The 19,402-nt window shown below is 39.7% G+C and carries 18 protein-coding genes; 1 reads left to right on the forward strand and 17 read right to left on the reverse strand.

Translation table 11 applies throughout. The features are described from left to right. Positions 1-38: 38 nt before the first annotated feature. From AC0VYJ_RS13905 to AC0VYJ_RS13960, 12 genes are all read right to left on the reverse strand, one after another. Positions 39-761: an amino acid ABC transporter ATP-binding protein gene (locus AC0VYJ_RS13905; RefSeq protein ID WP_430246964.1), complete on the reverse strand. Its 723-nt coding sequence runs from the start codon at positions 759-761 to the stop codon at positions 39-41. Beyond that, positions 754-1,413: an amino acid ABC transporter permease gene (locus tag AC0VYJ_RS13910; protein ID WP_194222088.1), complete on the reverse strand. Its 660-nt coding sequence runs from the start codon at positions 1,411-1,413 to the stop codon at positions 754-756. The genes AC0VYJ_RS13905 and AC0VYJ_RS13910 overlap by 8 nt, the downstream gene beginning before the upstream one ends. A gap of 26 nt (positions 1,414-1,439) precedes the next feature. After that, complete coding sequence (locus AC0VYJ_RS13915) at positions 1,440-2,240, reverse strand: transporter substrate-binding domain-containing protein (protein ID WP_475365455.1); 801 nt, start codon at positions 2,238-2,240, stop codon at positions 1,440-1,442. Positions 2,241-2,502: 262 nt separating this feature from the next. After that, positions 2,503-2,931: a BrxA/BrxB family bacilliredoxin gene (locus tag AC0VYJ_RS13920; protein ID WP_226614125.1), complete on the reverse strand. Its 429-nt coding sequence runs from the start codon at positions 2,929-2,931 to the stop codon at positions 2,503-2,505. Between the two features lie 126 nt (positions 2,932-3,057). Beyond that, positions 3,058-4,353, reverse strand: a complete 1,296-nt coding sequence (locus tag AC0VYJ_RS13925) for a dihydrolipoamide acetyltransferase family protein (protein ID WP_430246966.1) — start codon at positions 4,351-4,353, stop codon at positions 3,058-3,060. Between the two features lie 27 nt (positions 4,354-4,380). Beyond that, positions 4,381-5,364 (reverse strand): alpha-ketoacid dehydrogenase subunit beta, encoded by a 984-nt coding sequence (locus AC0VYJ_RS13930; RefSeq protein ID WP_475365456.1) that lies wholly within the window; start codon positions 5,362-5,364, stop codon positions 4,381-4,383. A gap of 12 nt (positions 5,365-5,376) precedes the next feature. Then, positions 5,377-6,369: a thiamine pyrophosphate-dependent dehydrogenase E1 component subunit alpha gene (locus tag AC0VYJ_RS13935; RefSeq protein WP_475365457.1), complete on the reverse strand. Its 993-nt coding sequence runs from the start codon at positions 6,367-6,369 to the stop codon at positions 5,377-5,379. Between the two features lie 28 nt (positions 6,370-6,397). Then, on the reverse strand, positions 6,398-7,819 hold the full coding sequence (gene lpdA, locus AC0VYJ_RS13940; protein ID WP_475365458.1) for a dihydrolipoyl dehydrogenase: 1,422 nt from the start codon (positions 7,817-7,819) through the stop codon (positions 6,398-6,400). 78 nt (positions 7,820-7,897) lie between these two features. Continuing rightward, the gene (gene buk, locus AC0VYJ_RS13945; protein ID WP_475365459.1) at positions 7,898-9,004 is read right to left on the reverse strand and encodes a butyrate kinase; all 1,107 of its coding nucleotides are present in this window, start codon (positions 9,002-9,004) and stop codon (positions 7,898-7,900) included. A gap of 14 nt (positions 9,005-9,018) precedes the next feature. Then, positions 9,019-10,116, reverse strand: coding sequence for a branched-chain amino acid dehydrogenase (gene bcd / locus AC0VYJ_RS13950; protein ID WP_194222096.1), 1,098 nt, complete (start codon positions 10,114-10,116; stop codon positions 9,019-9,021). 30 nt (positions 10,117-10,146) lie between these two features. Continuing rightward, positions 10,147-11,043, reverse strand: coding sequence for a phosphate butyryltransferase (gene yqiS / locus AC0VYJ_RS13955; protein WP_475365460.1), 897 nt, complete (start codon positions 11,041-11,043; stop codon positions 10,147-10,149). Positions 11,044-11,161: 118 nt separating this feature from the next. Further along, complete coding sequence (locus tag AC0VYJ_RS13960) at positions 11,162-13,228, reverse strand: sigma 54-interacting transcriptional regulator (protein WP_475365461.1); 2,067 nt, start codon at positions 13,226-13,228, stop codon at positions 11,162-11,164. Positions 13,229-13,465: 237 nt separating this feature from the next. Between AC0VYJ_RS13960 and AC0VYJ_RS13965 the strand changes: the two genes are divergently transcribed. Beyond that, a complete protein-coding gene (locus AC0VYJ_RS13965) occupies positions 13,466-13,705 on the forward strand; it encodes a DUF2627 domain-containing protein (RefSeq protein WP_430244680.1) in 240 nt (79 codons plus the stop codon). A gap of 65 nt (positions 13,706-13,770) precedes the next feature. On the opposite strand, the gene spo0A is transcribed toward AC0VYJ_RS13965, so the two are convergent. The 5 genes from spo0A to AC0VYJ_RS13990 form a co-directional block, all read right to left on the reverse strand. Next, a complete protein-coding gene (gene spo0A, locus AC0VYJ_RS13970) occupies positions 13,771-14,571 on the reverse strand; it encodes a sporulation transcription factor Spo0A (RefSeq protein ID WP_194222100.1) in 801 nt (266 codons plus the stop codon). Between the two features lie 242 nt (positions 14,572-14,813). Continuing rightward, positions 14,814-16,109, reverse strand: a complete 1,296-nt coding sequence (spoIVB, locus tag AC0VYJ_RS13975) for a SpoIVB peptidase (RefSeq protein WP_430244683.1) — start codon at positions 16,107-16,109, stop codon at positions 14,814-14,816. Between the two features lie 124 nt (positions 16,110-16,233). Next, positions 16,234-17,928: a DNA repair protein RecN gene (gene recN / locus AC0VYJ_RS13980; RefSeq protein WP_194222101.1), complete on the reverse strand. Its 1,695-nt coding sequence runs from the start codon at positions 17,926-17,928 to the stop codon at positions 16,234-16,236. 35 nt (positions 17,929-17,963) lie between these two features. After that, positions 17,964-18,413 carry a transcriptional regulator AhrC/ArgR gene (ahrC, locus tag AC0VYJ_RS13985; RefSeq protein ID WP_098444159.1) on the reverse strand — a complete coding sequence of 150 codons (450 nt, stop codon included), beginning with the start codon at positions 18,411-18,413 and terminating at the stop codon, positions 17,964-17,966. Between the two features lie 178 nt (positions 18,414-18,591). Beyond that, positions 18,592-19,398 carry a TlyA family RNA methyltransferase gene (locus AC0VYJ_RS13990; RefSeq protein ID WP_475365462.1) on the reverse strand — a complete coding sequence of 269 codons (807 nt, stop codon included), beginning with the start codon at positions 19,396-19,398 and terminating at the stop codon, positions 18,592-18,594. Positions 19,399-19,402: the final 4 nt, after the last annotated feature.

A 19,402-nucleotide genomic window follows, 5' to 3' on the forward strand; every position in this document is an offset into this window, starting at 1 on the left:
TCTTATACTCAACAAAAAAAGTGAGCCATAGGCTCACTTCATAACACTTTTTCTAAGAATGCTTTTGCTCGATCTGTTTTTGGTTCATTGAAGAATACTGCAGGTTCACTTTCTTCCACAAGCTTTCCTCCATCAAGAAAAAGGATACGATCAGCTGCTTCTCTTGCAAAAGCCATTTCATGTGTAACAATCACCATAGTCATCCCTGATTGACCAAGATCCTTCATTACATCAAGAACTTCTTTTACCATTTCAGGATCGAGTGCAGAAGTCGGTTCATCAAACAACATATACTCAGGTTCCATAGCTAGGGCTCTAGCTATGGCTACACGTTGCTTTTGACCTCCAGAAAGCCGTTTCGGATATTCATTCGCCTTCATTGAAAGCCCAACTTGCAATAGGAGCTCATGTGCTTTTTTCTCAGCAGCCTCTCGCTTTAATCCTTTTACTTTCATTGGGGCATAAATAAGATTTTCCAATACTGTTTTATGAGGAAAAAGGTGAAAATGCTGGAACACCATCCCAATAGACTGACGTAACTCCATGACGTTTGTAGTGGGATCTGTTAATTTTTTATCATCTACCCAGATTGTTCCGGAGGTTGCATTTTCTAATTGATTCATACATCGAAGAAGAGTTGATTTACCAGATCCAGAAGGTCCAATAATTGCAACTACTTCTTCTTTTTGAATCGTTGTTTGAATATCAGTTAATACTTCAAGAGTTCCAAACTTCTTGTGTAAATTGTCTATTTTAATCACTCCGGCTCATTCTCCTTTCCACCATTTTTCCAACTAGAGTTAATATCATAACGAGTAAGTAATAAATGATCCCCGCAATAAGTAACGGCTCAAAATACTTGAACTTCTCTGCAGCCACTATTTGACTTCTTCTCATAATATCAAACACACCAATAACAGATACAATCGCTGATTCCTTCGTTAATGTAATAAATTCATTCATGAGTGCAGGTAAAATGTTTTTCATAGCCTGTGGTAGAATGATATCCTTCATCATCGGACGATAAGGTATACCTAATGCAGCAGCCGCTTCATTCTGTCCGCTGTCTACTGCACGAATTCCAGCCCGAATAATTTCGGAAATATATGCAGCTGAATTTAGACCAAATGAAAGGACACCGGCTTCAAAAGCTGAAATATCATAACCCGTTAGCTGAGGAGTTGCATGATAGAATAATAGTAGCTGTAAAATAAGTGGCGTTCCCCGGAAAACGGAAGTATAGGCATCAGCTATCCAAGTTAGAACCTTTACTCTACCAATTTTAAATAATGCGAGAACCGTACCAAGCACAAATCCTACTATTGCAGATACACTTACAAACTTTAACGTGACCAATATTCCTTGCAGGATGTAGGGAATATTAGGCACGAATTGGCTGAAATCCAAATCCATGCCTGATCATCCTTTCTTCTAAGGTGTTATTCTACAGTGTCTTGACCAAACCATTTTTCAATAAGCTCGTCCATCTTGCCATTTTCTTTCATTTCTTTAATTACTTCGTCAAATTCTTCAGTCAGTTCACTATCTTTTGGAAAAGCGACAGCTGACCCTGCTTCCTCGGTATTAGGAAGGTTCTCACCAGTTAAATCTTCATTACTTTCTAAGTAGCCCTTCGCTACCGTATCTTCAATAATAATGGCATCGTAACGTCCTGACTTAAGTTCTTGAATCAGTTCTGGAATTCGATTTAATGTGATAATCTCCATATTTATTCCACTGTCTTTTAGCTCATTCGCTTTATCTTCTTGAATCGATCCAAGCTGAACACCAACTTTTGCTCCGTTAAGGTCTTCTGGCTTTGACATTTTATTATCTGATAAAGAAACAACCATGTGATTAGCTGAATAATAAATTTCTGAGAAATCGACATTTTCCTTACGTTCATCTGTAGGCGTCATTCCTGCAAGAACGAAATCAACACGTTCACTACTTAGTGCTGTAATTAATCCGCTAAAATCCATATCTTTAATTTCCACATTATATCCCAACTCATCAGCGATGTAGTTTGCAATATCGACGTCAAAACCAATAATATCTTCTCCTTTTGCAGAATCAATGTATTCAAACGGCGGATAATCAGCTGAAGTTCCCATAATGAGCGTTTCTTCAGATGAACCTCCACTTTCTTCTTCGTTCGAATTTTCATTTGAAGATCCGCATGCAACTAGTGCCATCACCATGAATAATCCAACCATAACCATTAGCCAATTTTTCTTCATTTTAATTCCCCCTGATCAATGTATAATAATTCGTTTTTTTGTATATTGATTACTATAGCAGATAATAATTTAGATTTCTACATATTTATTCATATTATTTCATATTATTTCATATAAATTAAAGTTGTTAAATTCGGTTTATTCTGTATTATTAAACAAAAAACCCTCTTGTTCCTTCTTAATTAAAGAAGCAGAAACTAATATTATATGCAAAAAAGCACCAGGCAAGTTTGCCTGGTGCTTTTGAGTAAATGAGTTCAATTTAACAATATTTATTAAATAAGTATTGTAGCATTCCAGATACTTCTTCAGGATCGCTACCTTCGATTTCATGACGTTCAACCATATTAATAATTTCTCCGTCTTTTAATATAGCAAACGATGGAGAAGATGGTGCAAAACCTTTGAAGTATGAACGTGCTGTTGCTGTAGCCTCTTTATCTTGACCTGCAAACACAGTTACAAGTTGATCTGGCACCTTCTCGTTTGTAATAGCCATTTTTGCAGCCGGTCGCGCAACCCCTCCTGCACATCCACATACAGAGTTTACCATCACAAGCGTTGTTCCTTTACTTGTCACAACCTCTTCTACTTCTTCAGAAGTTGTTAATTCTTTATATCCTGCTGCTTTGATTTCTTCACGAGCTGTTGCAACAACGTCGTTCATAAATAAATTAAAGTCCATAGACATTTTATATTCCTCCCTTTATCATGAAAGCTTCTCTCTTATTGTATCGCGAATCCCTATACTTTTCCAAGAAACGCTTTCAAACTTTATCAAAAAAAACAGCCATCCGAGTAGGGACGGCTGTATTTCTTAATAAACGGAAGTATTGTCTTTTGAAATCGTCTCTAGATTTTCTTTTACCCGAGCAAGAAACTTACCGCAAATCATGCCATCTAGAACTCTATGGTCAAGAGAAAGGCAAAGGTTAACCATATCACGAACAGCAATCATACCGTTGTTCATAACTACAGGACGCTTCACAATACTCTCAACTTGAAGAATGGCTGCTTGAGGATAGTTTATAATCCCCATGGATTGAACAGAGCCGAAAGACCCAGTGTTATTCACAGTGAATGTTCCACCCTGCATTTCTTCACCCTTCAATTTACCCGTTTTGGCTTTTTGAGCAAGCTCTTTCACTTCGCGAGCAATGCCTTTAATTGATTTTTCGTCTGCATTTTTAATAACAGGGACGAAAAGAGATTCATCTGTTCCTACAGCAATGGAAATATTAATATCTTTTTTCTGAACGATCTTATCGCCAGCCCACATTGAATTCATTTGAGGGAATTCTTTCAGAGCTTCTACGACAGCTTTAACAAAGAACGCAAAGAACGTTAAGCCATATCCTTCCTTCTTCTTAAAGTCATCTTTTATCCCATTTCGATATTCAACGAGATTCGTTACGTCAACTTCAATCATCGTCCATGCATGTGGCGCTTCATGCTTACTGCGAAGCATATTGTTGGCAATCGCACGACGAACACCAGTAACAGGAATTTCAATATCCCCTTCTGCTACAGGAACATCTGCTCCTTTTCCTTCAGAAGTTTCTTTCACTGGAGCTTTTGGAGCTTCTTTCTTCTCTTCCTTCTTGCTAACAGCTTTAGGTTCTTCTTTAGGTGCTGGCATTTCACCTGACTCAATCACCTTCTGGATATCTTTACGGGTAATACGCCCACCTTTACCAGAACCGCTTATTTGTTCAAGATCAAGATTGTTTTCCTGAGCCATACGGAGAACAGCTGGTGAATAACGACGTTTCATCGGCTGATCTACTTCTTCTTGATCTTTTTTATCTTCAGATATATTCTCTATCGCTTTTTGACCAGTAGATTCTTCTTGCTTTTCTTCTGATGCTCCACCTTCAATATCGATATAGCAAACCAGTTCGCCTACTTCAATCGTATCGCCTTCTGCAGCTACAAGCTCTTTAATTACGCCTGTATAAGATGATGGAACTTCCGCATTCACTTTATCAGTATTTACTTCCGCAATTGGATCGTACTTATTAACAGTATCGCCAACTTCAACTAGCCATTTCTCAATTGTACCTTCTGTGACACTCTCGCCCAACTGGGGCATGAGTATTTTTTCAACTGCCACTCTAATCCCTCCTATTCATCCCACGGTTTAAAATTCAGCTAATTCACGCATCGCTTTCTCGACTTTATCAGGATTTAACATGAAATATTTCTCCATCGGAGGAGAATACGGCATTGATGGGACATCAGGTCCTGCAAGGCGTTGAATTGGAGCGTCAAGATCAAAAAGACACTCTTCCGCAATAATCGCTGAAACTTCACTAATAATGCTTCCTTCTTTATTATCCTCTGTAACAAGAAGAACCTTTCCTGTCTTCTTCGCCGCTTCTACAATCGCTTCACGATCAAGCGGGTATACTGTTCGAAGATCAAGAACATGAGCAGAAATACCGTCTTTCTCAAGCTTCTCGGCTGCTTGAAGGGCAAAGTGAACGCTTAGACCGTATGTAATAACCGTGATATCGTCACCCTCACGCTTCACATCCGCTTTTCCTATGGGAAGCGTATACTCTTCTTCAGGCACCTGTCCTTTAATTAAACGATAAGCTCGTTTATGCTCAAAGAAAAGAACTGGATCGTCATCACGAATCGCTGCTTTTAGTAATCCTTTTGCATCGTAAGGAGTTGATGGCATAACAATTTTAAGTCCCGGTACATTAGCAAAAAGCGCTTCGACAGATTGCGAATGATAAAGAGCACCATGCACTCCACCACCATAAGGAGCACGAATGGTAATTGGACAGCTCCAATCATTGTTAGAACGATAACGAATTTTTGCCGCTTCTGATACGATTTGATTGACCGCAGGCATGATGAAATCAGCAAACTGCATTTCAGCTACAGGACGCATCCCATACATTGCAGCACCGATACCAACGCCCGCGATAGCAGACTCTGCAAGTGGAGTATCAATCACTCGTTGTTCTCCAAACTCATCATACAAACCATCAGTAGCGCGGAAAACTCCACCTCGTACCCCAACATCTTCACCTAATACAAAGACTTTCTTATCACGCTGCATTTCTTCTCTTAGGGCCTGGGTTATCGATTGAATATATGAAATAACTGGCATAATGGTTCCCCCTTACTCTGCGTATACATGCTTCATTGCATCTTCGGCAGGTGCATAATCCGCATTTTCTGCGTATTCTGTTGCTTCATCGACCTCTTTTTGAACACGGTCGTGAATTTCTTTTTCAATCTCATCTGTTAGAACGCCAACCTCTTTTAAATAAGCTGCAAAGGTAATGATCGCATCCTTTTTCTTAGCTTCTTCTACTTCCTCACGCGTACGATAGGCGCGATCGTCGTCATCACTTGAGTGAGGCGTTAAACGATAAGAAACTGTCTCAATCAATGTTGGACCATCACCGCGACGTCCTCTTTCAACTGCTTCTTTTGATGCTTCATATACAGCAAGTGGATCATTTCCATCAACAGTTACTCCTGGCATACCATAACCGATCGCACGGTCTGATACTTTCTCACAAGCTAACTGCTTAGAAACTGGTACTGAAATCGCATATTTATTGTTTTCACATACGAATAGAACTGGTAACTTATGAACACCAGCAAAGTTTGCTGCTTCATGGAAATCACCCTGGTTCGATGAACCTTCACCGAATGAGCAGAATGTGACAAGATCTTTCCCTTCCATACGCCCCGCAAGAGCAAATCCTACCGCATGTGGTACTTGCGTTGTTACTGGAGAAGACCCAGTAATGATATTATTCTTCTTCTGTCCGAAATGCCCAGGCATTTGACGACCTGCAGAGTTTGGATCTTCTGCTTTCGCAAATCCAGATAGCATAAGGTCTTTTGCAGTCATACCGAACGCAAGGACAACTCCCATATCACGATAATAAGGAGCGACAAAATCTTTTTCTGGATCCATTGCAAGGGCAGAGCCTACCTGTGCTGCCTCCTGCCCTTGACAAGAGATTACAAATGGAATTTTCCCAGCTCGGTTAAGTAACCACATGCGTTCATCAATTTTACGAGCCATTAACATTGTTTCAAACATTTCGAGCACTCTTTCATCAGAGAGACCTAATGCTTCATGACGATTTTCAGCCATAATGTTTTACCTCCTTATATAACCTTTATTAAGAATGAATTGCTTTTCCATCCACTGCAAGCGCAGCTTCACCAATTGCCTCGGATAATGTAGGGTGAGGATGGATTGTATGTGCCACTTCCCATGATGCAGCATCTAGTACTTTTGCAAGACCAGCTTCAGAAATCATATCTGTTACATGAGGACCAATCATATGTACGCCAAGGAGATCCTCGTTATCAGCATCAGCTACAATTTTCACAAAACCATCAGACTCCCCAAAAACAAGCGCCTTGCCAATCGCTTTAAAAGGGAATTTCCCAACCTTAACATTATGACCTTGTTCTTTTGCCTGATTTTCTGTCAAGCCTACACTTGCCATTTCTGGACTGCTGTAAATGCAGCTAGAAACCATTGTGTAATCAATTGGTTCAGGATTTTGATCCGCTAAATGTTCAACGGCGGTAATCCCTTCATGAGAAGCCACGTGAGCTAGCTGCATTCCTCCAATAACATCACCAATCGCATAAATATGAGATTCTTTCGTTTGGTAATATTCATTGGTCTGGATGACACCCTTGTCTACCTCGATCGTCGTGTTCTCAAGTCCAATGTTTTTCACATTTGCCTCACGCCCAACTGATACAAGCATTTTGTCAGCAGTAAATGTTTTGGTTTCCCCTTCATGCTCAGCATCAATGGAGACACCATTATCTATTGTAAGAGAATCACCCATCACCTTTGCCCCAGTGAAAAGCTTGATTCCTTTTTTCTTCATAAGCTTATGCGCTTCTTTAGAGATATCCTTGTCTTCTGTTGGTACGATCCGATCCGCATATTCTACAACCGTAACGTCTACACCAAAATCAACAAGCATTGAAGCCCATTCAATCCCGATTACGCCTCCGCCGACAATGATGATCGAAGATGGTAGACTTTCCATACGAAGCGCTTCATCAGAAGTCATAACATATTCGCCATCTATTTCAAGGCCTGGAAGCGTACGCGGTTTAGAACCAGTTGCAACAATAACGTTTTTGGGAATTAGCATTGCATTTTCTTCTCCGTTATTCATCTCGACTGAGACCGTACCAGGCATTGGAGAAAAGATAGATGGTCCAAGAATTCTACCAAAGCCCTCAAATACATCAATCTTCCCCTGCTTCATTAGGTGTTGAACACCTTTATGAAGTTGGTCAACGATACCTTGTTTACGTTCTTGAACTTTCTTAAAGTCTAGGGCAATTTCTTTAGCCATAACGCCAAACTCTTCACCGTGCTTAGCAGTAGCATACACTTCAGCACTTCGAAGCAATGCTTTACTAGGAATACATCCACGATGCAAACATGTTCCACCAAGTTCACGTTTTTCAACAATTGCCGTTTTGAGACCAAGTTGTGAAGCCCGTATAGCGGCTACATAGCCACCAGTACCTCCACCCATAATGACGAGATCATATTCTTCAGCCATTCAAATTCTCCTTTATAGAACAATTTATTCCCTTTTACAGTTAAGGTCGTAACAATCATATGAAAAAGTTAATAACCATTACATGACAGTCGATTCTACGGAAGTAACAGGGTATACTTTTGCCTTTTCTTCTTTTCTCAACACCCGTAATCCACCTTCAGCTAAAGCCTGGAGCTCATTTTCTCCAGGATGGACAATAACGTCAGCGATCCACTTAATCTGATCTGTTATTTGAGATACAAACTGCTTACCATATGCTAGTCCACCCGTTAATACAATCGCATCGACCTCTCCAGCAAGAACAGCGCTAGCAGCACCGATCTCTTTTGCTACTTGATATGCCATTGCGTCAAAAACGAGCTTTGCTCTCTCATCACCTTCACTGATTCGCCGCTCTACTTTCACAGCATCATTCGTCCCCAGATAACCAACGTAACCAGCTTGTCCAACGACCTTTTTCATAATTTCATCTGCATAGTATTCTCCGGAGAAGCACATAGATACTAATTCTCCTACCGGAACTGTACCGGCACGTTCAGGTGAGAAAGGACCTTCCCCATGCAAACCATTATTCACATCAATAACTTTCCCTTTATGATGCGCGCCTACCGTAATCCCCCCACCCATATGAGTTACGATAAGGTTCAACTCTTCGTATTTACTATTCAGTTGGGATGCAACTCTTCTAGCAACAGCCTTTTGGTTTAAGGCATGAAATATACTTTTGCGCTCTATTTCAGGCACTCCCGAAAGACGGGCCACATCTTGAAGCTCATCCACAACAACCGGATCTACAATAAAAGAAGGAATATTTAGCTGTTCAGCAATTTCAAAGGCAATAATTCCACCTAAATTTGAAGCGTGTTCACCTGAGAAACCGTTTCGAAGATCTTCGAGCATCATGTCATTGACTGAATACGTCCCCCCTTCAATGGGACGTAATAAACCACCACGGCCTACTACTGCCGATAACCTCGAAATGTTAATATCTTCTTCATCTAACGCTTCAAGAATAGTGTTTTTTCTGAATTCATACTGATCGATGATGGTTTTGAATTGATTAATCTCATCCGTATCGTGCCGTAATGATTTCTCAAATACGGCACGTTCATTATCAAAAACACCTATTTTAGTCGATGTTGATCCCGGGTTGATTACCAGAAGTCGATATTCTTTATCTGTCACTCGAAACCCTCCGTTTATCTGCGATGACCTAGAATGTGCTGAGAATTCATTAAGAATTGGCTTCTTGATTGCTTCATTTGCTCAATTCTTTCTTCAGCAAGGCGGTCAGCTGCTGCATAAGTAGGAATACCATCGCGTTTAGAGATTTCAATGACTTTCGCAATGGTGTCATAAATGCCATCAACACGTTTCATAGCGCGATCGCGATTATAACCATAAAGCTCATCAGCAACGTTAATAACGCCACCTGCGTTAATTACATAGTCCGGTGCATATACGATACCCATTTCGTGAATCTGATCACCATGAGACGTTTCGCGAAGCTGGTTGTTAGCCGCTCCTGCAATAACTTTTGCTTTAATTTTCCCTATAGTCTCGTCATTAATAATGGCACCAAGTGCACAAGGAGCGAAAATGTCGCACTCTACTTCGTAAATATCGTCCGGATCGACTGCTTTCGCTCCAAAATCAGCAACTGCACGATCAACAGATTCTTTGTTAATGTCAGTGACTACAAGTGAAGCTCCTTCTTCGTGAAGATGTTTGCAAAGGTTATATGCAACATTCCCAACTCCCTGAACTGCTACTGTTTTACCTTCTAACGAATCGGTACCGAAAGCTTCTTTTGCAGCTGCCTTCATTCCAACATAAACACCGTATGCTGTTACAGGAGAAGGGTTACCAGAAGAACCAAATGCCGGTGAAATACCCGTTACATACTCTGTCTCTTCGTGGATCATATCCATATCTTGAACTGTTGTACCTACGTCTTCCGCAGTAATATAACGACCATTTAGACCCTGAATGTAACGACCGAACGCACGGAACATTGCTTCGTTTTTGTCTTTGCGAGGGTCACCAATAATAACAGTTTTTCCCCCTCCAAGATTCAAGCCAGCCGCAGCATTTTTGTAAGTCATCCCTTTTGCAAGACGAAGAGCATCTTCAAACGCCGCTTCTTCGGAAGCATATGTCCACATTCTTGTACCACCAAGAGCTGGTCCTAGTGTTGTATCATGAATGGCGATAATCGCTTTTAACCCTGAAGCTTTATCCTGACAAACTACCACTTGTTCGTAATCATATTTCTCCATATAAGTAAAAAGTTCCATTTAAATCTCCCTCTCTGTTTTCCTAAAAATTTATTTAGCTGAACTAACCGCAAGCGCGATACTATAAACTTTACTTTGTGCACTATCTGCTCGAGAAGTTAAAACAATTGGCGCCTTTGCACCTGCAATAACTCCACCAACTTTTGCATTTGCAAAATAAACGAGTGATTTATATAGTGCATTCCCCACTTCAATTGAAGGGACAAGAAGAATATCTGCTTTACCTGCAACTTCACTCTTTATCCCTTTATGCTCAGAAGCCTCGACAGAAATAGCATTATCTAGTGCAAGTGGTCCATCAATGATACAATCAGCAATTTGACCTCTATTATTCATTTGTGTAAGTGCTGATGCATCAAGCGTCGCCTGCATAGCAGGATTGACCACTTCTACTGCAGCAAGCGGTACAACTTTAGGTAATGTAACACCAATGCTTTTCGCAATATATACAGCGTTTTTAACAATTTCAACCTTTTGCGTTAAATCCGGGGCAATATTCATACCTGAGTCTGTCACGAAGATCAGGCGTTCGTATCCCTGAACGTCAAACGCAGCTATGTGAGAAAGTACTTTTCCTTTTCGTAACCCATATCCTTTATTTAAAACTTCTTTTAAAATAACCGAAGTGGAGACCATTCCTTTCATTAACACATCAGCTTCTCCATTTCTAACCGCCATAACAGCAGCTCTCGAAGCCTCCTGGTCTGATCGAGCCTGGACAACCTTGATAAATGTTGATTGAGATAATCCGTGATTATCTAGCATTTGCTCGATTTTGTTCTGATCTCCGTAAAGGATGAATGAAGCAAGTTGTTTGTCAATGGCTTTATGAACTGCTTCAATCACTTCTTGATCTGCCGCGGAGGCAAGCGCAACTGTTTTAGTCGGCTGTTCCGCTACCTTCTTCACAAGTTGATCTAGATTCATTGATGTCCCTCCTTTTACGCCATCATACTATTATGCAAGTTCCATGCCAATTCTCACTTGTTGACGCAACAAGGATTCGCGGTTATTGAACTATGCAATAATTCGCAACCCATGCAAATTATTGCATGCTAGATTTTTCAATTTCGTGTTTCTCCATTTTATAATACAAATTTCGAAGTGACACTCCTAACGCCTTTGCCGTGGCAGTTTTATTCCCACCGTAATGCTCAAGAGTTTGCTGAATCGTTTTCCTCTCAAATTCATCAACTAACTGGGATAGCATTTTGTCAGGGGTACGTTCTACCGACAATAAATCAGCGTCTTTCTTTTCGCTTAATAAGGACGGAAGATGTTCAAGGTCAATCATGCTTTCAGATGTATCCATATGAATAACAATTCTACCAAGTACATTTTCAAATTCTCTAACGTTTCCAGGCCAATCATAGCTTTTTAAATAATCAATAGCTGATGACGTAATCCCCTCAACGTTTCTTCCATAATCTTGGTTGATTTTTGTAAGAAGATGCTCAGCAAGTGAAGCAATATCTTCTTTGCGTTGCCTTAGTGGAGGGATTTGGATCGGTAAACGATTTAATCGATAGTATAAATCTTCCCTAAATGAACCATCGATTATTCTTTTTTCAAGTTTTGCATTGGTGGCTGCAATAATTCTTACATTGATGGAAACCGGCTTCGCTCCACCCACTCGAACAATTTCACGTTCCTGAAGAACGCGAAGAAGCTTCGCCTGTGTACCTAATGACACCTCTCCAATTTCATCAAGAAAAATACTTCCGCCATTCGCTTCTTCAAAAAGTCCTCGTTTCCCCCCTTGACGGGCACCTGAAAACGCACCGTCCTCATAGCCAAAAAGTTCACTTTCAAATAGTGATTCTGAAATAGCCGCACAGTTCACTCTAACAAACTTGTTGTACTTACGATCACTGGCATTATGTATGGCATGTGCAAATAGTTCTTTCCCAGTCCCGGATTCTCCACGGAGGAGCACGGTTGCTGGTGTAGAGGCTGCAAGCTTTGCTTGCTGGACAGAAAACGTCATTTCTTCTGATTTCCCTATAATATCTTCAAATGAATATTTCGCTTCAAGCGTTCGAATAATTTGTCTTGCTCTCTGCAGTTGACTATTCAATGAATGAAGTTCTGAAATATCGTGAATGACGCCTACACTGCCCTTCAATCTGCCATCGACAATAACCGGAGAAACATTAACAACAACTTCTCTCTTACTCGGTCCAACCTTCATCTGAACACCACGCACAGGCTTCCTGGTCCTTAATACACGCATATGCATGCTTTCACCTTCAGATATGTCTGTACTCGCCGGCTTGCCAATAACTTGGTCATGTTCAAGACCCGTTAACCTCGTATAAGCCGGATTGATCATTAGACCTTTCCCTTGTTCATCAACAACAGAAATCGCTTCATCAGATGATTGAATAATGGCTTCAAGCATTGACTGCACGCTTTTTAAATTAGTAACTTCTTGTGCCATTTGCTCAATAGCTGTCATGTCTTTAAAAACCGCTAATGCGCCAATTCGTCTGCCTTCATCATCAAACATCGGGATTCGTGTCGTAATAATTTTTTTCCCATTTGGAAGAAGCTGCTCTTGATTAATTTCCGGCTGGCCGGAAGATAAAACCCGAGGCAACATGCTAGAGGCCATGAGAGACCCAATTATTTTTCCACCAGCATGTGTTTTGGAAATTCCGGTAATTTTCTCAGCACTCCGATTAAATAACGTCACTTCTTCATTTATATTGACCGCAATCATACCGTCATGAGTAGAATCAAGAATAATTTCCTGCTGTTTTGATTGATGGCGCAAAGTGTCAATTAAATCTTCTTTTTCTTCAATTAACTTAAGGACGATGTTAGCAACTGAACCTGGAATCAATACAGTATGCTTCTCTCGCATGTCTCTAATCTCTTCAAAAACACTCTCATTTCCAGTAGCTTCAACAATGACATCGATTTCAAAACGCTTTAGTGCAACTTTCCAATTGTCAAAAACAGCAATGCCGCTTTGACGAGCTTTAAGAATACCAGGCGCATCTAAATTACAATCAACCATTGCAATAACATTCATCATTTCAGTCTCTTGTAAGATATCCAAAAGTGCTACCCCGCCTTTTCCGGCACCTACAATCATACATGTTCGCAAATATTCATCACCTGCATCCTATACATGCAATATATTTCATACCTATCATACATCTCTTTTCTTATTTTGACAAATCATGCATGGTTCACTTTTTTGACTATGTTAACTTATCGTGTTGATTATCCATTTAGTATTTCTCAATGCCGTTGTAACAAAATCCGGTACAAACACGCATAGACACTTTATTCAGAGTTCGCTACAATAACACTAGTGATGTCTAGAAAGGGTGCGCGGGTAATGAGGTTAATCGCTTTACTTATCGTATTAATTCCAGGGATTTTAGGAGTAATCGGTATTAAATTAATGAGAGACGTTCTTTTCGGTGTACTTAACCCACCGTTCAATTCTCTTATTGTTCAATTCATTCTCGGTCTAGTCTTTCTTATAGCCGGTCTTTCTTTTGTCGGTGGGTTTATTTTCTATCGTGATCGTAAGCGAAATAAAGTGCAGCAGAAATTTTCTTCAAAGAAACAATAACAAAAAAACAAAGCCCTTTTGATTTCGGGCTTTGTTTTTCGTTATAAATTATTTAATAGTGCACTTTACCTGCTATGAGAATAATTATCCATATTGTGCTCAATGCGAAGCTTATCGGCAACCATCGCAATGAATTCACTATTTGTTGGTTTTGCTTTTGACATGCTTACTGTATAACCAAACAGATTGGAAATAGACTCCACATTCCCTCGACTCCATGCTACTTCGATTGCATGACGGATAGCCCGCTCAACTCTTGAAGAGGTTGTATTGAATTTCTTTGCGATATCTGGATACAAGACCTTCGTAATAGATCCAAGTAGTTCAATATCATTGTAAACCATCGTGATCGCTTCTCTCAAATACATGTAACCTTTAATATGTGCAGGAACTCCAATTTCATGAATAATACTAGTGATACTTGCATCAAGGTTTCTTGGTCTGTTTTCTCGTTGCGGGCGTTTGTATGATCCGCCATTTGTGGTAAACGTTGTTTTCTTACCACTTACCTGCCTCACATGGCTTGCCAAATTATCCATATCAAACGGCTTCAAAATAAAGTAGGATGCTCCAAGGTCCACAGCTTTTTTGGTTACATCCTCTTGTCCGAACGCAGTAAGCATAATAACGCTACAAGTGTAATTCATTTCACGTAAGCGTTCCAGAACTGCTAGGCCATCGAGATGAGGCATGATAATATCTAGAACAAGTACATCAGGCTCGTGATCTTCAAGCACTTCCAAGCACTCCTGACCATTGGAAGCGGTTCCGACTACCTCCATATCCTCCTGTCGTGACATATATTCCTCAATCAAATTAACTAATTCGCGATTATCATCAGCTAAACATACTTTTATTTTTTGCACGGTTCCGTCTCTCCTTCCACAAGTTTGGTTACCGTAGTATAGACATTCAACGGATTTGGTAAATTTCCTCTAAAATTTCTAAAAACTTTTAAAAACAATATTTATTCCACATAATTCTTAGCTATTCATCAATTTACTACACGTTACTACTTTTTCTGAATACTCTTTCAATTTTGTCGAATTTTCTTCATCCACAGTATATCATGGTTGAAAAACGAAAGAAAGCGAACAGTGAGCTTTTTTTAGCTCGCTGTTCGCTTCTCATGACGACTTTCTTCATAAATATTAATCCCAGCCTCTTCAAGCATCCATTCAATGTGAACACCATAGCCTGAAGTGGAATCATTGACGAACACATGCGTGACTGCACCGATTACTTTTCCCTCTTGAATAATCGGACTTCCACTCATTCCCTGTACAATTCCACCTGTTTCTTTTAATAGTTCAGAATCCGTTACCTTAATAACCATTCCTTTTGTAGCTGGAAACTTCTGTGGTATTGAACTGATCACTTCTACATCGTATTCTTTTACTTCACTACCTTTAACCACTGTTAATATTTTGGCAGGACCTTCCTTCACTTGGTGAGAAAGTGCAATAGGCATTGGTTGGTCATACATGCCTTTTTTGACTTCATTATTCATTTCTCCAAAGATTCCAAATGGACTGTTGCGCGTAATCGTTCCAAGCTTTTGGGCCGTATTAGAAAATCTAGCCAGCTTCTCACCTGGATGTCCATTGCTCCCTTTCTCAATAGAAGTGACAGATGATGGATAAATTTCTCCATGGTTCACTACAATTGGCTTTTTTGTATCCATATCAGATATAACGTGTCCGAGTGCACCATACTTCTTTGTATTAGGATGGTAAAATGTTAATGTTCCAACTCCAGCTGCAGAATCACGTATATATAATCCAATCCGGTATGATTCATTTTGTTTATCTTTCACCGGAATCAGCTTCTTACTTAATTCTTCATTTTCTCTCACGATTGTAACTTTTAGTGCATTACCGTCGCTACCGGCTTTCTTAACAATTGTTCCAATATCACTCATTTTCTTAACGGTCTGACCATTGATCTTAGTAATAATATCGCCAACTTGTATATCTGCTATTTCTCCCGGAGAACGATCTCCCTCATTTGTATGAATTAAATGGTGGCCAACTACTAACACCCCACGTGTGTTTAATTTAACACCTATAGACTGTCCTCCAGGTATAACCTTAAAATCAGGAAGAACTTTCACGCCAACTTTTTTGACCGGGAAATCGCCTACCGTTAAATCCAGAATATCAGAACCGCTTTTTTTGCCGTTTATCGTAAGGTTGCTTTGCTGCTGATCTAGGCTTGCCACTTCTGTACTTCCTAGCGAAGCAACAGCGGGTATTACAGATGAGATCCTAGTTTGATCTCCTTCGAACATGATAATCTCGTCTGGGATAGTTAAAAATAATTGTACTGGCTTTGAAAAACCAAGTGCAATTAAAAAACCAAGGAGAACTACGCCTAACAATTTACGAAACATCTCTATCTTCAATCCTTCACTCTCCTCGCTCTTGCTCACACCTCCAACATGGCTGTATCTATAATTTTGCCTTGAGTCGCGGTTATTATAACCTCTAAAAATGAAAATGCTACCCTGAGTTGGATAGCATTTCAAATCATGATTTTATTTGGTTCGCTTGATGCAATAATTCTCTCGCATGTTTCTTTGTTAGCTCTGTCATTTCAGCGCCAGATATCATTCTTCCAAGTTCTTCAATTTGTTCTTCATCACTTAAATTACCAACACTTGTCTTTGTTCGCCCTTCACCCGTTTCTTCTTTAGAAATATAAAGGTGATGGTCAGCCATTGCGGCAACCTGAGGAAGATGTGTAATAACAAGAACTTGTGAACCAGAAGAAAGGCGCTGAATCTTCTCAGCCATCGCTTGAGCAACTCTTCCACTAACACCTGTATCAACCTCATCAAAAATAATAGAGGTTATTCCCTGGTGTTTTGAAAAGATGGATTTTAACGCTAGCATTATACGTGATAATTCTCCGCCAGATGCTGTTTTTGAAAGCTCTTTAAGCGGCTCACCTGGATTTGTAGAGATCATGAAATCAATATCATCTTGTCCTGATCTGTGAAAGGATTCTTTTTTATTATTTAAGTCGTTAAAATGAATAGCAAATTCTGTCTTTCCCATATATAAATCTCTAAGTTCATGATGAATCGCCTCTACAAGATCACTGGCGACCTTTTTACGAAGTCTTGTAAGGTTTTCCGCTTCTACGGTCAGGTCCGCTTTAATACCTTTTAAATTGGATTCAAGCTCTTCTACGCGGTCTTCTCTATTTACAAGTTCATCGACTTCATCTTCAATAGAAGCAGCATATTCCAAAATTTCTTCTACCGATTCACCGTATTTCCTTTTGAGCACCTGTATTTCATTAAGACGCTCTTCTACAAAATCTAGACGAGCAGGATCAAATTCAAGTTGATCTCGATATGTATTTAACTTTCCAGCCGTTTCTTCAAGCAGATAAAATTGATTAGCTACTTCTTCGTGGTATCCTTGTAATTCCTCATCAAGATCAGTTACTGATTCAAGTTGCGCCATCGCAAGTCCTACCCAGTCTAATCCTTTATTATCTCCATGCAGAGAATGATAGACATCTTGAAGAGCAGAAAATAATTTCTCAAAATTGCCAAGACGTAGCTTCTCTTCCATTAATTCTTCATCTTCATTTGGAGATAATTCTGCTTTTGAAATTTCTTCAAGTTGGTATTGAATTAAATCTAATCTATGTGCCATTTGTTGTTCGTTTTCTGTCAGATTCTTCATCTGCTGCTGAATTTTCTTGTATCTTTGAAAAATGTCTCGATATTCCACTAACGCCGGACTAATAGCACGGTCACCAAATTGATCGAGCAACGTTAAATGTTTGTCTGATTGCATCAAATCTTGGTGTTCATGCTGCCCATGTATATCAATAAGTGTTTGACCAATTTCCCTTAAAATCCCGAGTGTGACTAACTTTCCATTGACTCGACAAATGCTCTTACCAGTATTTGAGATATCACGTCGCAATACGACCATATCATCAGTAAACTCAATCCCAACGTCCTCAAGTTTTTGAACTGTTGGATGCTCAGGTTCAATGTGAAACAACCCTTCGATTTCTGCTTTTTTTGTTCCATAACGAACGAATTCAGCAGAACCTCTCCCACCAACTAAAAGTCCAATGGCATCTATGATAATGGATTTACCTGCGCCCGTTTCTCCAGTAAGGACTGTTAATCCACGATCAAATGAAACGGTGATCGCTTCTATGATCGCAAAATTACGAATGGATAGTTCCGCTAACATATTCTCCCACCTTCAAAAGATCCTCTTTCATTTTCCTAAAGCATGTCAATAAAGCGTTGTGATAACATAGGTGCAGCATCAGCACTTTTGCAAATGATTAATATAGTATCATCTCCGCTAATGTTTCCCATGATTTCTTCCCAGTCTAAATTATCTATTAGCGCACCAATCGCATTCGCATTACCAGGAAGCGTTTTCATAACGATAAGATGATCCGCATGATCTATGCTAATAAATGCATCTGTTAATGTTCTCTTCAATTTCTGAAGTGGATTAAAGCGCTGATCTGCAGGAAGACTGTATTTGTATCTACCATCAATTGTTGGCACTTTAACAAGATGAAGTTCTTTAATATCCCGTGAAACAGTGGCTTGAGTTACATTAAAGCCAGCGCTCTTCAGGCAATACACAAGTTCATCTTGTGTTTCAACATCTTGATTGGCAATCATTTCACGAATTTTGATATGACGTTGTCCTTTATTCATTGTATAACCTCCAGAAGTTCCGGTAAGTAAAATCTGACAGCCTTATTATATAGCCACGCTTCTCTTTTGTATAGACCCTCATAAATATTCACTCGTAAAAAGATATTTTCTGGACTAAATACGAATATCTTCTCTGGTACAGTGACGAACGAGAAAAAGGACACACAGCGTGTATCCTCTATAACTTTTGATGCGCTTCTTCTACAACTTCTTCAGGCGTAGGAATTGTTTCGTTAACCATATCCTGCTGCCAGCCCAAGTATAATAGAAATTCGATATTTCCTTCACCACCGGTTATTGGAGAAAAAGAGATGCCTTTGATCTGATAGCCTTCTTTAGTCGCGAAGTCCATCATTTCTATTAGTACACGTAAGTGAATTTTTTTATCACGTACGATTCCTTTTTTCCCAACTTCTCCTCTTCCAGCTTCGAATTGAGGTTTTACAAGTGCAATCACTTCTCCATTTTCTTTTAGGATCTGCTTAAGAACTGGCAAAATCAACTTTAAGGAAATAAAAGAGACATCTATGGTGGCAAGATCTGGCAACCCCTGTTCAAAGTCTGCTTTCTCTGCATATCTAAAATTTGTTCTTTCTTTAACAACTACTCGGTCATCTACACGTAATTTCCAAGCTAATTGATTATAACCAACATCAAGTGCATACACGAGTGAAGCACCATTTTGCAGCGCGCAATCCGTAAACCCACCTGTAGATGAGCCGATATCCAATACAACTTTGTTTTCGGTGAGAAGAGAGAAGACGTTAATCGCCTTCTCAAGTTTTAAACCACCGCGTCCAACATAACGAAGCGTATCACCTTTTATTTGTAAACTAATGTCTTCTGCTACTTTCACACCCGGCTTGTCCATTCTTTCTGTTTCCGAAAATACAAGGCCAGCCATGATCGCTCTTTTTGCTTTTTCTCTTGTATCGATTAGTCCACGATTAACAAGGATTACATCAAGTCTTTCCTTCTTAGCCATTCTC

This window comes from Anaerobacillus sp. 63XJN7_5_ISO-PGPR-S23-430, from assembly GCF_056173695.1.

What these genes read in the sequence shown, in the direction of transcription:
- AC0VYJ_RS13910 (WP_194222088.1), bottom strand. Translation starts at nt 1,413, where the DNA reads ATGGATTTGGATTTCAGCCAATTCGTGCCTAATATTCCCTACATCCTG.
- AC0VYJ_RS13915 (WP_475365455.1), bottom strand. Translation starts at nt 2,240, where the DNA reads ATGAAGAAAAATTGGCTAATGGTTATGGTTGGATTATTCATGGTGATG.
- AC0VYJ_RS13920 (WP_226614125.1), bottom strand. Translation starts at nt 2,931, where the DNA reads ATGTCTATGGACTTTAATTTATTTATGAACGACGTTGTTGCAACAGCT.
- AC0VYJ_RS13930 (WP_475365456.1), bottom strand. Translation starts at nt 5,364, where the DNA reads ATGCCAGTTATTTCATATATTCAATCGATAACCCAGGCCCTAAGAGAA.
- AC0VYJ_RS13935 (WP_475365457.1), bottom strand. Translation starts at nt 6,369, where the DNA reads ATGGCTGAAAATCGTCATGAAGCATTAGGTCTCTCTGATGAAAGAGTG.
- lpdA (WP_475365458.1), bottom strand. Translation starts at nt 7,819, where the DNA reads ATGGCTGAAGAATATGATCTCGTCATTATGGGTGGAGGTACTGGTGGC.
- bcd (WP_194222096.1), bottom strand. Translation starts at nt 10,116, where the DNA reads ATGGAACTTTTTACTTATATGGAGAAATATGATTACGAACAAGTGGTA.
- yqiS (WP_475365460.1), bottom strand. Translation starts at nt 11,043, where the DNA reads ATGAATCTAGATCAACTTGTGAAGAAGGTAGCGGAACAGCCGACTAAA.
- AC0VYJ_RS13965 (WP_430244680.1), top strand. Translation starts at nt 13,466, where the DNA reads ATGAGGTTAATCGCTTTACTTATCGTATTAATTCCAGGGATTTTAGGA.
- recN (WP_194222101.1), bottom strand. Translation starts at nt 17,928, where the DNA reads ATGTTAGCGGAACTATCCATTCGTAATTTTGCGATCATAGAAGCGATC.
- ahrC (WP_098444159.1), bottom strand. Translation starts at nt 18,413, where the DNA reads ATGAATAAAGGACAACGTCATATCAAAATTCGTGAAATGATTGCCAAT.
- AC0VYJ_RS13990 (WP_475365462.1), bottom strand. Translation starts at nt 19,398, where the DNA reads ATGGCTAAGAAGGAAAGACTTGATGTAATCCTTGTTAATCGTGGACTA.